The following is a 12,491-nucleotide window of genomic DNA, read 5'->3' as shown; positions in this document are numbered from 1 at the left end:
CATGATCGTGTTCGACGGCGTCGAGAAGCGCTTCGGCGACACCGTCGTGCTCTCCGAGCTCGACTTCTCCGTCGCACCGGGGGAGCACGTCACGCTGATCGGGCCGTCGGGATCGGGGAAGACCACGATCCTGCGGCTGCTGATGTGCCTGGAGACGGTGACGTCCGGGACCATCCGTGTCGCGGGGCAGGAGCTCACCGGCGACGAGAAGCGCTCCCGCGAGGTGCGCCGGCGGATCGGGATGGTGTTCCAGCAGTTCAACCTGTTCCCGAACATGACGGTGCGCGGCAACCTCATCGAGGCGCCGACGCGGGTGCTGGGGCTGTCGAAGGACGAGGCCAACGGCCGTGCCGCCGAGTTGCTGGACCTCGTCGGGCTGGGGGAGAAGATCGACGAGCACCCGTCCCGGTTGTCGGGCGGGCAGCAGCAGCGGGTGGCGATCGCGCGGGCCCTGGCGATGCGGCCGGACGTGCTGCTGCTGGACGAGGTGACGTCGGCGCTGGATCCGGAGCTGGTGGCCGGGGTGCTCGCCCTGCTGCGGGACATCGGGTCGTCGACCGACATCACGATCCTGTGCGTCACGCACGAGATGGGGTTCGCCCGGGACTTCTCGGACCGGGTCATGATGTTCGACAAGGGGCGGATCGTGGAGGACGGGCCGCCTTCGACCCTGTTCACGGCCCCGACCCAGCCGCGGACGCAGGAGTTCCTCAAGGCGGTCCTGAACCGCTGACCCCCCCGGCGAGTTTGCCGTTTCTGCTCGGGGAGTTTGCTTTGTGTGTGCGGCCGGAGCCGTGGTTCCGCTGCGTTGAGGACGTGTACCGGGTCGGCCGCCGTCGTGGTCCCGATGGCCTCCGGACCCGGGCGCAGAACGGTTCCCGTTCTGATTGCTGGGACTGGCTTGTGGTCCTTTTTGCGAACGTCAAACGCTGTCTATCGAACACATGTTCTAGTAAGGTCAGGGCATGAGTCCGGTTCTCGACGCTGCGCTCGACGAGCTGGCTTCCGTCGCTGCCACCGGGTCCGAGGCCGAGCTCCTCGCGCTGGTGAGGCTGTGCGAGAGCGTTGCCCGGCGGGTGGATGCGATCTCCACTTCCGCCATCGCTGGATTGGACGACCAGGGCGCCTTTCTGACCCGCGGCTACCGGTCCGCCGCCCGCGCACACCTCTGCGATCTCATGGGATGGGACTACGTCGAGGCCCGGCGTCGCGCCTCCGTGGCTGCCGACGTGCACACCCGGACCACCCTCGACGGGACGCCGCTGCCCGCCCGGCTGCCTTCTGCCGCAGCCGCGTTCGGTGCGGGGGAGATCGCGCTGCGGCACGTCGACGTGATCGGGCGGGTGCTGTCCACCGACGCGGCCGGCCGTCTGTCGCCCGAGCAGTGGGCCGGGGTCGAAGCCCAGCTCGCCACCGACGCCACCCGCCTCAACCCCTCGGAACTCCAGACCCTGGGAACGGCGCTCGTCGCCCTGCTCGACCAGGACGGCGCCGAACCCGACTTCACTCCGGCCCCGGTGAACGAACTGCGCTTGACCCGCCACGCGTGCGGAGGGTCGATCAAGGGCCGGTTCCAGGACCCCGCCCTCTACGACGCCATCGCCGCGGTCATCGACGCCAAGGCCGCCCCGCTCACCGCCGACGACGACCGACCGGCGCCGCAGCGGCAGGCCGAAGCACTCGCCGACATCTGCGGGCACGTCCTCGACCACGGCGACCTGCCCGACACCGGTGGCCGCCGACCCGTGTTGACCGTCATCGTGCGGCTCGAGGACCTCGAGCGCCGCGCCCGCTCCGCGATGCTCGAGTTCGGCGGGACGTCGACGCCCGCCGCGCTGCGCACCCTGGCCTGCGACGCCGGCGTGATTCCCGTGGTGATGAACGGCGCAGGCCAGCCCCTCGACGTCGGACGGGCCACCCGCACCATCCCCGACGGCCTGCGCCGCGCGGTCACCGCCAGAGACCGCGGCTGCGCCCACCCCGGCTGCGACCGCCCACCCTCCTGGTCCGAGATCCACCACATCCACCACTGGGAACACGGCGGACCCACCCGACTCGACAACCTGGCGATGCTCTGCAGAGCGCATCACCGCCAGATCCACCACACCGACCGGCACGTCGGATCCGCGACGGCCTCCCGGAGTTCCTGCCACCGAAGTGGATCGACCCGAGTCGAACACCCCGGCGCAAGGTCCTCGCCCACCTCGTAGCGGCCTGAACCCGAGCCAAGATCACCAAGAATGGTGCGATGCGGTCACCGATGACCGCATCGCACCACTCCTGGCGATCATGACGCCCGCGCGTCCCGAACCCGGCCCGCTTGCCCCGCCTCCGCCCCCGGTCCGCCGGTCCTTGATCACCGTGCTCGCCCGCTGCGAGGCCGGGGCGGGCGGGGGATCAGGGCTGGGCGCAGAGGCGGGCGGTGGTGAGGTCGGGGTCGGGGAGGTTGCTGGCGTCGAGGCCGAACGGTTCGGTCAGCTCCAGCCACTCGCCCGACGACTGCAGGTCGGTGAGGGCGGCGTCGAACGCGGCGAGCAGGTCGTCCTCGCCCAGACGCACGGCGAAGGCCGCGGCCGGGACGACGGTGCGGCCGTCGACGGTGGGCTCGACCGGGTCGGTGATCTCCACGCCCGAGCCGGGGTTGCGCCGCAGCTCGTCGGCCAGCGAGACGGCGGTGAGCGCGCCGACCTGCGCGCGGCCGCCGACGACGTCGCGGAACAGCGAGCCCTGGGAGTCGCTGAGCAGCAGGCGATCGTCCGGGATCTCCGCCGCCCGGGCGTAGGTGAGCTCGGAGGAGCCCTCCAGCACCGCCAGCCGGACGCCCGAGCGCCGGACGCCCTGGAACGTCCCGATCCCGCGCGGGTTGCCCTCGGGCACCAGGAACGCGGGCGGGGCGACGAAGTCGGGACGGGAGAACGCGATCTCCGCGCAGCGCTCGGGCGTGACCGTCAGCCCGGCCGCGACCATGTCGAACCGGCCCGCACGCAGGCCCGGGACCAGGTCGGCGAAACGGACCTGCACGGCCTCCAACCCGTCGACGCCGATCCGGGCGAGCGCGGCGCGCGCCACGACGGGCTGCGCGCCCGTGACCTCTCCCGCGCCGCCGACGTAGCCGTAGGGCCGCTCGCCGGAGATCCCGATGCGCAGGACGCCCGACTGCCGCGCGCGCTCCAGCGTGGTGCCCGTCGGCTGCGCGCACGCGGCGAGCGCGAGCGGCGCGAGCAGGAGCAGGTCACGGCGGGAGAGCATCGCCGAGCAGGCTAGGCGGGCCGGGCGGAACCTGCCGGACCAGGCGTCGCGCGACCCGCCGTCAGTCGGTCCAGACCGGCTTGCGCTTCTCCAGGAACGACGCCATGCCCTCGCGGGCACCCGGGCTCTGCGACATCGCCGTCATCACCTCGACGGCGATTGCGTACGCGTCGGCCTCGGGGCGGTCGAGGTGCGCGTAGAGCGTCTGCTTGCCGACGCCCTTGCCGTAGCGGGAGCCGCGGGTGGCGCGGGCGAGCAGCTCGTCGGTGCGGGCGTCGAGCTCGTCGTCGGGCACGGCGTAGTTGACGAGCCCCCACTCCACGGCGGTGCGGGCGTCGATCGCGTCGCCCGTCAGCGTCATCTCCATGAGGCGCTTGCGGCCGATGTTGCGCGCGACCGGCACGGCCGGGGTGTGGCAGAACCAGCCGCCCTTGCCCCCGGGCAGCGAGAACGACGCCGACTCGGCGGCGACGGCGAGGTCGCAGGTGGCCACGAGCTGGCAGCCGGCCGCGGTGGCGATCGACGCGACCTTGGCGACGACGACCTGCGGCACCTGCTGCACCGTGGTCATGACGCGTGTGCACAGGCGGAGCAGGTCGCGGACGCCCCCGACGTCGCGCGCGGCGACGTCGGCGAAGTCGTGGCCCGCGGAGAACGCCTTGCCCTCGCCGGACAGCACGATCCCGGTGGCGTCGGAGTCGCCCGCCTCGGTGAACGCGCGCAGCAGCTCCCGCATGTGTGGCTCGGAGAGCGCGTTGCGGCGCTCGGGACGGTTCATCGTGATCCGCACGGTGTCGCCGTCCTGCTTGACCAGGAGGTACTCGTAGTCGCCCATGGCCCGACGGTAACCGGCGCGCGGCCCGACCGGCAGCCCCGGCGGGCACGTGGTGCTGCTCACGTGTCGCCGAGCAGCTCCAGATCCGGCGGGACGAGGGTCGTGGAGAGCACGAGCTCGCGGATGAGGTTGTCGTTGAGCGCGTTGCCGACCGGCTCGCCGACCTCCTCGCGCGTCAGCCCGGGCACGCCGCCGCGCGACATGCGGGTGCGGATCGCGGTGACGGCGTGCTCGACGCGCTTGGGGGTCCAGCCGGCGTCGGGCTGCAGCTCGGCGAGCTGGTCGGCGGCCTGGCGCCACGACAGCGGCTGCGGGCGGTGCTCGTGGAGCAGGTAGCGCTGGCCCAGGACGACGAGGACGAGGCGCTCGTCGTCGTCGAGGCGCCAGAGCACGGGCTGCTGCGTGGCGTCGCGGTGCCGGGCGGCGGGGCGTCCGCCGTCGGCCCCGGTGACGAACAGCTCCAGCAGGTGCTCGCGCCCGCTCGACCCCCGCACGAACACCGGCGTGTAGCCCTCCGCGAGCGGCACCGGCTCCTCCTCGGCGAACAGCAGCCGCCCGCCGGGCAGCCGCACCGGGAGGCGGCCGGTGTTGCGGATCCACCAGCGCTCGGAGTGGTGGGTCAGCACGCCGTGCTGGCGGCTCACCCGTGGGTCGTCCTCGCCGACGCAGACGTGCACCTCGGGCCGGTTGCGCCCGAACACGAGCGTGCGCCCCTCCTTGGGGCCGACCGAGATGCCGCCGGCCACCGACAGCGCGAAGATCGTCGCCCGCGCCGCGGGGGGCACGCCGTGCGCGAGGCTCGCGTGCGTGGTCGGCAGGTGCCGGTCCTGGTCGGGGGCCACGTCCCGCATCCTGTCAGTAGCTGCGGGGCAGGCCCAGGGTGTGCTGGGCGACGAAGTTGAGGATCATCTCCCGGCTGACGGGCGCGATCCGGGCGGTGCGGACGGCCCCGACCAGCGTGCCGACGCCGTACTCCACCGACATGCCGTTGCCGCCGTGCGCCTGCACGGCCGCGTCGACGGCGCCGATCGCGGCCTCCGCCGCGGCGTACTTCGCGATGTTCGCGGCCTCGGCGGCCGCCGCCATGTCGCCGGCGTCGTAGAACCAGGCCGCGCGCGTCGTCGCCATCCGGGCGAGCTCCACCTCGATGTGGGCCCTGGCCAGCGGGTGCGCGATCGCCTGGTGCGCGCCGATCGGGGTCGTCCACACGGTGCGGTCGCGCGCGTAGTCGGTGCCCTTGCGCAGCGCGTAGCGGGCGAGGCCGTTGGAGTAGGCGGCGACGGTGATGCGCTCGGGGTTGAGCCCGGCGAACAGCGCCGCCATCCCGGCCTCCTCGCCGCCGACCAGCGCGTCGTCGGGGAGCAGGGCGTCGTCGAAGTAGACGGTGAACTGCTTCTCCGGCGAGTGGATCGCCATCTCGATGGGCTGGTAGGTCATCCCCGGGGTGTCGGTGGGGACGATGAACATGGCCGGGCGCAGCGTCCCGCCCGCCCCCTCCAGCCGCGCGACGACGAGCGTCGCCTCGGTCTCGTCGACGCCGGAGATGTAGTACTTCGTGCCCGACAGGCGCCAGCCCCTCCCGTCGGGGTCGCGCCGCGCCGTCGTGGTGATGTTGTGGGAGTTCGACCCCGCGTCCGGCTCGGTGATCGCGAACGACACCTTCGCGCTGCCGTCGGCGAAGCGCGGGAGCCAGCGCTCCTTCTGGTCGGTCGTGCCGCTGGTGGCGATCACCGTGGCCGCGATGGCGGGGGAGACGACGATCAGCAGCAGCGGGCAGCCCGCCGCCGCGATCTCCTCGGCGACGATCGACAGCTCGACCATCCCCGCGCCGCCGCCGCCGTACTCGGCGGGGACCGCCACGCCGAGGTAGCCGTTGTCGCCCGCCTCCTTCCACAGCTCGGTGGTCTTGCCGCCGGTGCGGGCCTTCTCGAGGAGGTAGTCGTGGCCGTACTTCGACGCCATCGACGCCACGGACCTGCGCAGCAGCTGCTGCTCGTCGGTCTCGCGCAGGTCCATCTCGTGCCTCCAGGCCTCGGGTCGGGTGCCGTACCGCGCCCCGTTTCTACCGCAGACGCGGCTACCGCAGGCGCAGCAGCAGGTACGCCGCGAGCGTCTGGGCGTCGACGATCCCGCCGTCGCGCACGCGCCGCTCGAACTCCGCCGTCGTGCACCACTCCGCCCGCATGTCCTGCTCCTGCTGCTCGCGGCTCGGCGGGCCCTCCGTCAGCTCCGTCGCGAGGAACACGTGCTCGCGCTGGCTCGACATGCCCGGCGCGATGTCCAGGCGCCCCAGCAGCTCCATCCGCCCGGCGACGAGCCCGGTCTCCTCGGCGAGCTCGCGCGCGGCCAGCTCGGCGGGGTCGATCTCGGCGCGCTCGGGCGCGGTGCCCATCGGGAACTCCCAGCGCCGCTCGCCGACGGGGTAGCGGAACTGCTCGACGAGGTGCAGGCGGTCGCCGTCGAGCGGGATCACGACGGCCGCCGTCGGCTTGTCGACGACGCCGAAGATGCCGTCGGAGCCGTCGGGGCGGCGGATCGCGTCCTCGCGGACGGTCATCCAGCTGTTCGCGTAGACCTGGCGGCTGCTGATCGTCTCCACGGGGGCAGTATCGCCGGGTGCGCGCGTCCCGCCTCGTGACCCTGCTCTTCACGCTGCAGCGCCGCCGCGGGGCGACGGCGGCGGAGCTCGCGCGCGAGCTGGAGGTGTCCGAGCGCACGATCTACCGCGACGTCGCCGCCCTGGCCGACGCGGGCGTGCCGCTGTTCACCGAGACCGGCCCCGGCGGCGGCATCCGGCTCGTCGACGGCTGGCGCACGCGCCTCGACGGCCTCACCGCGCAGGAGGCCGCCGCCCTGTTCGCCGTCGGCGCCCCGCAGGTGCTGGCCGAGCTGGGGATGAGCGCGGCGCTGGCCGGGGCGCAGGCCAAGCTGCTGGCGACGCTGCCCGACGGGCTGCGCGAGCACGCCCGCACCGTCGCCGAGCGCTTCCACCTCGACGCGCCCGGCTGGTTCCACACGACCCAGGAGGTCACGCAGCTCGCCGCGGTGTCCGACGCGGTCTGGACCGACCGGCGGCTGCGGATCACCTACCGCCGCCGCGACGGGGAGGTCGAGCGGACCGTCGACCCGCTGGGCCTCGTGGTCAAGGGCGGCACCTGGTACCTGGCCGCGCGCGGCGGCGAGCGGATCCTCACCTACCGCCTCGACCGGATCACCGGCGCCGAGCCCACCGGCGAGGTGTTCGCACGCCCGGAGGGCTTCGACCTGGTCAAGTGGTGGGCGGAGTCCTCGGCGGGCTTCGAGGCCACGATGCTGCGCACGACGGTCCGGCTGCGGCTGGGCCCGCGCGGTCGGAGGTGGCTGGCGCACGTCACCGACGCCGAGGCCGCGCTGCGCGCGCTCGACGGCGCCGGTCCGCCCGACGCCGAGGGCTGGTGCGTCGTGGAGCTCGCCGTCGAGGACGTCCGGGTGGCGGCGGGTCAGCTCGTCGGCCTGGCCGGCGAGATCGAGGCGCTCGACCCCCCGGAGCTGCGGGTCGCGTTGTACGAGGCGGGGTCGGCGCTGGCCGTCCACAACCAGGGCGACGGGTAGCCGTACCAGAGCCCGAGCCGGCCGTCGGCCTCACCGAGGCGCCGCACGAACGCCGACCCCCACCGGAGCAGCACGGCCATCACGCCGCCACCGCCCCGGACACGACGACCGTCCCGGCCACCAGCACGGCGAGCGGCGAGTTCAGCGCGGTGATGTCGGCTGCCGGGTCGCCCGCGACGGCGAGCACATCGGCGTCCATCCCCGGCGCGATACGTCCCTTGCGGTCGGCCACACCGCACACCTGCGCCGCCGTCGCCGTGCCCGCGACCAGCGCCTGCAGCGGCGTCATCCCCAGCTCGACGAGCTCGGCCAGCCCGTGCGGCAGCACGCCGTGCGGCTTGGGCGGGGCGATGCCCGCGTCCGTCCCGGCGACGACCAGCGCGCCGGCGCGGACCAGCTCGGCGAAGGTGCGGCGCACCCCGGGGAGCAGGCGGGCCAGCTCCGGGGGCGGCGCGAGGGCGGCGAAGGCCGGGGACAGCCCGACGGTCGCGCCGACCGCGATCCGGCGGGCGACCAGCGCGTCGGCGACGTCCGGGGGCAGCAGGACCTGCCCGCCCTCGACGCAGGTGCAGTGCTCGATCCCGTCGACCCGCGCGGCGATCGCGTCGCGCACGGCGGCCAGGGCGTGCGCGTGGGCCGTGACCGGCAGCCCGTGCCGGTGCGCCTCCTCGACCACGACCCGCAGCTCCGCCGGGCCGAACTGGGTCCCCTCGAGGTCCGTGCCGGGCGTCATGAGACCGCCGCTGGCCATGACCTTGATGACGTCGGCCCCGCGCTCGGCGTGCTCGCGCACGGCGGCGCGCACGCCCGCCGTCCCCGTCGCGGTGCCGCCCAGGAAGTGGCAGTGGCCGCCGGCGGACGTGATCGGCGGGCCGGCCGCGACGATCGTGGGCAGCGGCCCGCGGCCCGAGGCGCGCAGGGCGAGCGCGGAGTAGCCGCGGTCCCCCAGGTCGCGCACCGTCGTCACGCCCGCGGCGAGCTGGGCGGCCGCGGCCTCCTGCATCGCGTCGAGCAAAGCGCCGTCGTCGCGGTCCGCGAGCGAGGCCACCGGGTCCCACCCGCCGTCGAAGGACAGGTGCACGTGGGTGTCGACGAGTCCGGGCAGCAGTGTCGCGCCGGGCAGGTCGACCAGCTCGGCGTCGTCGGGGACGGCGGCGCCCCGGCCGTGGCGGACCTCGGTGATGCGGCCGTCCTCGACCAGGACGACGGGGTCGTCGGTGCAGGTGGTGCCGTCGAAGAGGCGGGCGGCGCGCAGGGCGGTTCGGCGCAGGGCGGTTCGGCTCATGGCGCGATGTCTACGACCGTCCGGCGCTCGGGCCATCGTGGGAACCACGTATCCGTGGTACGGGTACGCACCTCCCTGCTGCAGGAGGTGCCGTGGAACCGAGGTTCGCCGGTCGGGCGGCCGAGCTGGAGGAGCTCGTCGCGCGGCTCGACGACGCCCTCGACGGCCGCGCCGGCGTCGTCTGCCTGGCGGGGGAGCCGGGCATCGGGAAGTCGCGCCTCGCGGCCGAGTTCGCGCGGCTGGCGAGCGCGCGGGCGGTGCCGGTGCTGGCGGGCGGCTGCAGCGACGCCCCCGGGGTGCCGGCGTACTGGCCGTGGCGGCGCGCCCTGCGCAGCTGGCGCGGGGAGCTGCCCGCCGAGCTCGCGGCGCTCGCGTCCGGCAGCGGGCCGGTCGCCCGGCCCGAGGGTCGGTTCGCCCTCGCCGACGCCGTGACGCGCTTCCTGGCCGGCGCGGCGGCGGGCACGGGGCTCGTGGTGGTGCTCGACGACCTGCAGTGGGCCGACGCGCCGTCGCTGGAGCTGCTCGCCCACCTCGCCCGCGACGCCGCGGACGCGCGCCTGCTCGTCGTCGGGGCGTACCGGCCCGCGGAGCTGACGGCGCGGCTGCCCGGTACGCGGCTGGAGCTGCGCGGGCTGACCCCGGACGAGGTGGGCAGCGCGCTGCCCGGCGTGCCGCCCGAGCGTGCCGCGGCTGTCGTCGCGCGGGCCGAGGGCAACCCGTTCCTCGTCGGGGAGCTGGTGCGGGCGTGGCGGGCGGGGATGTCCGACGACGCCGTGCCGTCGGCCGTGCGCGACGTGGTGCGCGCCCGACTGGACCGCCTCCCGCCCGGCTGCCGGGCCCGGCTGTCCGAGGCCGCGGTGCTCGGCCGCGAGGTCGACGCCGACCTGCTCGGCGCCGTCGCGGGGGTGCCGGCGGGCGCCGCGCTCGACGACCTGGCCCCGGCCGTCGCCGACGGGCTGCTGGAGCGCCCCGCGGGCCGCACCGGGCTGCGCTTCGCCCACGACCTGGTGCGCGAGGCCGTGCTCGTCGACGCCGACGCCGGGCGGGTGCACGCGCGGGCCGCCGCGGTCCTCGCCGACCGGGCCGACGACCCCGACGTCCTGCCCGTCCTCGCCGCCCACGCGCTGGCCGCCGGGCCGCACGGCGACCGGGCCGCGGCGGTGGCGTGGGCGGTGCGGGCGGCCGAGCTGGCCACGGAGCGCCGCGCCCACGAGGACGCCGCGCGGTTCTACGACGGCGCGGTCGACGCGGCGCGGGGCGTCCTCGGACCGCACGAGCGCCGGCCGCTGCTGCTCGCCGCGGCGCGTGCCCGGGCCGGTGGCCACGACGTCCCGGGGGCGATGGCGCTGTGCCGCGCGGCCGCCGACCTGGCCCGCCACGCCGGTGACGCCGCTGCGCTGGGGGAGGTCGCGCTCGTGCTGCCGGGGGTGACCGAGCTCGACTGGCTCGACCTCACCCGCGCCTGGTGCACCGAGGCGCTCGCCGCGCTGGACCCCGCCGACTCGGTGCTGCGCAGCCGGCTGCTCGCCCAGCTCGCGCACACCGCGGTGCTGGCCGTCGACACCGACGTGCTGACGCGCGCGAGCGCGGAGTCCCTCGCCATCGCCGAGCGGCTCGACGACCCCGCGGCGCTGCGCGAGGCGCTGCGGGCCCGCCAGCTCGCGCGGTCGGGTGCCGGAGGTGCGGCGGAGCGGCTCGTGCTGGGCGGGCGGCTGCTGGCCGTGGCGGAGCGGTCCGGTGATCCGTGGGACGTGCTGTGGGGCCACCTCTGGTGCTTCGACGCCCTGATGCAGCTCGGTCGCGTGGCCGAGGCGGAGGCCGAGCTCGACCGCGTCGATCCCGTGGTCGCGCGCCTGCGCAGCCCGCTGTCCCGGCTGCACCTGCTGCGCGGGCGGTTCGCGCTGCTGTTCGGCCGCGGCCGGTTCGCCGAGGCGGAGCGGCTCAACGAGGAGGCCGTCGAGCTGGCCGGGCGGGCCGGGGACATCGGCGCGTTCGCCACGGCCAAGTCCGTCCGGATCATCGTCGCCCGCTGCACGGGCGGCTCGGCGGGCGACCTCACCTGGTTCCGACAGGATCCGCAGACGGCGTCGCCGTTCACGGCGCTGGCCCGGGCCGCGTACGCGCGGCTGGCGCTCGACCGGGGCGACGCCGACGACGCCCGCGCCTGGTACGCCGGGCTGCCGGAGGCGGGCTCGCCGCGGATCCCGCCGTTCGTCGCGCTGCCGCTGGAGGCGTGGCGGACGGAGCTGGCGGTCGACCTGGGCGACACGGCGACCGCCGCCACCTGCTACCGCCTGCTGCTCCCGCACGCCGACCTGCACGTCACGGGCGGCGCGGGCGCGATCACGACCCACGGGTCGGTGCACGGCCCGCTGGGGGTCGCCGCGCTGGCGACCGGGCGTCCGGACCTCGCGGTGCGCCACCAGGAGACCGCCGTCGCCGCGAACGACGCCGCGGGGCTGGCGCCGTGGGCGGCGCAGGCGCGGTTCCGGCTGGCGGGAGCGCTGCGGGCGCGCGGGCGGCGCGGCGACACCGACACCGCGCTCGCCGCCGCGCGCGAGGCCCGGACGGTCGCGGAACGGCTCGGGATGGCCCCGCTCGCGCAGGCGGCCGCGGACCTGGCCGGCGGGCTCTGCGACGGCGGGGTGCTCAGCCCGCGCGAGACCGAGATCGCCCGGCTCGTGGGCGCCGGGCTGACCAACCGGCAGATCGCGGAGCGGGCCCACATCTCCGAGCGCACGGTCGAGACGCACGTGCAGCACGTGCTGGCCAAGCTCGGTTTCAGCGGCCGGAGCCAGATCGCCGCGTGGGTCGCCCGGCAGGGGCTCGGCTGACCCTCCCCCGCGGCCCCGGCTAGGGTCGCTCGCCGTGCGCCTCGTCATCGCCCGCTGCCAGGTCGACTACGTCGGCCGACTCACCGCCCACCTGCCGATGGCGCCCCGGCTGCTGCTGGTCAAGGCCGACGGCTCGGTGTCGATCCATGCCGACGACCGGGCCTACAAGCCGCTGAACTGGATGAGCCCGCCGTGCTGGCTGGAGGAGCAGCCCGGGGTCTGGACCGTCCGCAACAAGGCCGACGAGTCGCTCGTCATCACCATCGAGGAGGTGCTGCACGACTCGCGCCACGAGCTCGGGGTCGACCCGGGCCTGGTCAAGGACGGCGTCGAGGCGCACCTGCAGGAGCTCCTCGCCGCGCACCCCACGGTGCTGGGTGACGACTTCACGCTCGTCCGCCGCGAGTACATGACCGCGATCGGGCCCGTCGACCTGCTCTGCCGCGACCCCGCCGGCCGCCACGTCGCCATCGAGGTCAAGCGCCGCGGCGAGATCGACGGCGTCGAGCAGCTCACCCGCTACCTCGAGCTGATGAACCGCGACCCGCTGCTCGCCCCCGTCACCGGCGTCTACGCGGCGCAGCAGATCAAGCCGCAGGCCCGCACGCTGGCCGAGGACCGCGGCATCCGCTGCGTCGTCGTCGACTATGACGCGCTGCGCGGCACGGAGTCCAAGGACCTGCGCCTGTTCTGAGCG

General features: G+C 75.3%; 11 protein-coding genes. 5 read left to right on the top strand and 6 right to left on the bottom strand.

Translation table 11 applies throughout. The features are described 5' to 3' along the window. Nucleotide 1: 1 nt before the first annotated feature. Nucleotides 2-733, top strand: coding sequence for an amino acid ABC transporter ATP-binding protein (locus I4I82_RS08035; protein WP_218589788.1), 732 nt, complete (start codon nt 2-4; stop codon nt 731-733). A 232-nt stretch (nt 734-965) separates the two neighbouring features. Beyond that, entirely contained in the window at nt 966-2,210 is a 1,245-nt protein-coding gene (locus tag I4I82_RS08030; RefSeq protein WP_218595603.1) for an HNH endonuclease signature motif containing protein, read from the top strand. Nucleotides 2,211-2,397: 187 nt separating this feature from the next. Here I4I82_RS08030 and I4I82_RS08025 read toward each other — a convergent pair whose 3' ends face one another. From I4I82_RS08025 to I4I82_RS08005, 5 genes are all read right to left on the bottom strand, one after another. After that, on the bottom strand, nt 2,398-3,249 hold the full coding sequence (locus tag I4I82_RS08025) for a transporter substrate-binding domain-containing protein (protein ID WP_218595602.1): 852 nt from the start codon (nt 3,247-3,249) through the stop codon (nt 2,398-2,400). A 61-nt stretch (nt 3,250-3,310) separates the two neighbouring features. Beyond that, the gene (locus I4I82_RS08020; RefSeq protein WP_218591729.1) at nt 3,311-4,084 is read right to left on the bottom strand and encodes an enoyl-CoA hydratase-related protein; all 774 of its coding nucleotides are present in this window, start codon (nt 4,082-4,084) and stop codon (nt 3,311-3,313) included. 59 nt (nt 4,085-4,143) lie between these two features. After that, nucleotides 4,144-4,926 carry an FHA domain-containing protein gene (locus tag I4I82_RS08015; RefSeq protein ID WP_226369937.1) on the bottom strand — a complete coding sequence of 261 codons (783 nt, stop codon included), beginning with the start codon at nt 4,924-4,926 and terminating at the stop codon, nt 4,144-4,146. A gap of 13 nt (nt 4,927-4,939) precedes the next feature. After that, entirely contained in the window at nt 4,940-6,100 is a 1,161-nt protein-coding gene (locus tag I4I82_RS08010) for an acyl-CoA dehydrogenase family protein (protein WP_218591730.1), read from the bottom strand. Between the two features lie 61 nt (nt 6,101-6,161). After that, the gene (locus tag I4I82_RS08005) at nt 6,162-6,683 is read right to left on the bottom strand and encodes an NUDIX domain-containing protein (protein WP_226369936.1); all 522 of its coding nucleotides are present in this window, start codon (nt 6,681-6,683) and stop codon (nt 6,162-6,164) included. Nucleotides 6,684-6,700: 17 nt separating this feature from the next. Between I4I82_RS08005 and I4I82_RS08000 the strand changes: the two genes are divergently transcribed. Beyond that, on the top strand, nt 6,701-7,675 hold the full coding sequence (locus I4I82_RS08000; protein WP_218591731.1) for a helix-turn-helix transcriptional regulator: 975 nt from the start codon (nt 6,701-6,703) through the stop codon (nt 7,673-7,675). 79 nt (nt 7,676-7,754) lie between these two features. Here I4I82_RS08000 and I4I82_RS07995 read toward each other — a convergent pair whose 3' ends face one another. Beyond that, nucleotides 7,755-8,960: an amidohydrolase family protein gene (locus I4I82_RS07995; RefSeq protein WP_218591732.1), complete on the bottom strand. Its 1,206-nt coding sequence runs from the start codon at nt 8,958-8,960 to the stop codon at nt 7,755-7,757. Nucleotides 8,961-9,052: 92 nt separating this feature from the next. Here I4I82_RS07995 and I4I82_RS07990 point away from each other — a divergent pair, with 92 nt between their 5' ends. Both I4I82_RS07990 and nucS read left to right on the top strand, forming a co-directional pair. Further along, nucleotides 9,053-11,794: a LuxR family transcriptional regulator gene (locus tag I4I82_RS07990; protein WP_218591733.1), complete on the top strand. Its 2,742-nt coding sequence runs from the start codon at nt 9,053-9,055 to the stop codon at nt 11,792-11,794. A gap of 34 nt (nt 11,795-11,828) precedes the next feature. After that, entirely contained in the window at nt 11,829-12,488 is a 660-nt protein-coding gene (gene nucS, locus I4I82_RS07985) for an endonuclease NucS (RefSeq protein WP_218591734.1), read from the top strand. Nucleotides 12,489-12,491 lie beyond the last annotated feature (3 nt).

The organism is Pseudonocardia oceani (genome assembly GCF_019263585.2).
Classification (GTDB): Bacteria; Actinomycetota; Actinomycetes; order Mycobacteriales; family Pseudonocardiaceae; genus Pseudonocardia; species Pseudonocardia oceani.
This window is presented reverse-complemented; position numbering and strand designations above follow the sequence as displayed.

Coding starts and splice junctions, on each gene's coding strand:
- I4I82_RS08035 (WP_218589788.1), top strand. CDS start 2: ATGATCGTGTTCGACGGCGTCGAGAAGCGCTTCGGCGACACCGTCGTG.
- I4I82_RS08030 (WP_218595603.1), top strand. CDS start 966: ATGAGTCCGGTTCTCGACGCTGCGCTCGACGAGCTGGCTTCCGTCGCT.
- I4I82_RS08025 (WP_218595602.1), bottom strand. CDS start 3,249: ATGCTCTCCCGCCGTGACCTGCTCCTGCTCGCGCCGCTCGCGCTCGCC.
- I4I82_RS08020 (WP_218591729.1), bottom strand. CDS start 4,084: ATGGGCGACTACGAGTACCTCCTGGTCAAGCAGGACGGCGACACCGTG.
- I4I82_RS08010 (WP_218591730.1), bottom strand. CDS start 6,100: ATGGACCTGCGCGAGACCGACGAGCAGCAGCTGCTGCGCAGGTCCGTG.
- I4I82_RS07995 (WP_218591732.1), bottom strand. CDS start 8,960: ATGAGCCGAACCGCCCTGCGCCGAACCGCCCTGCGCGCCGCCCGCCTC.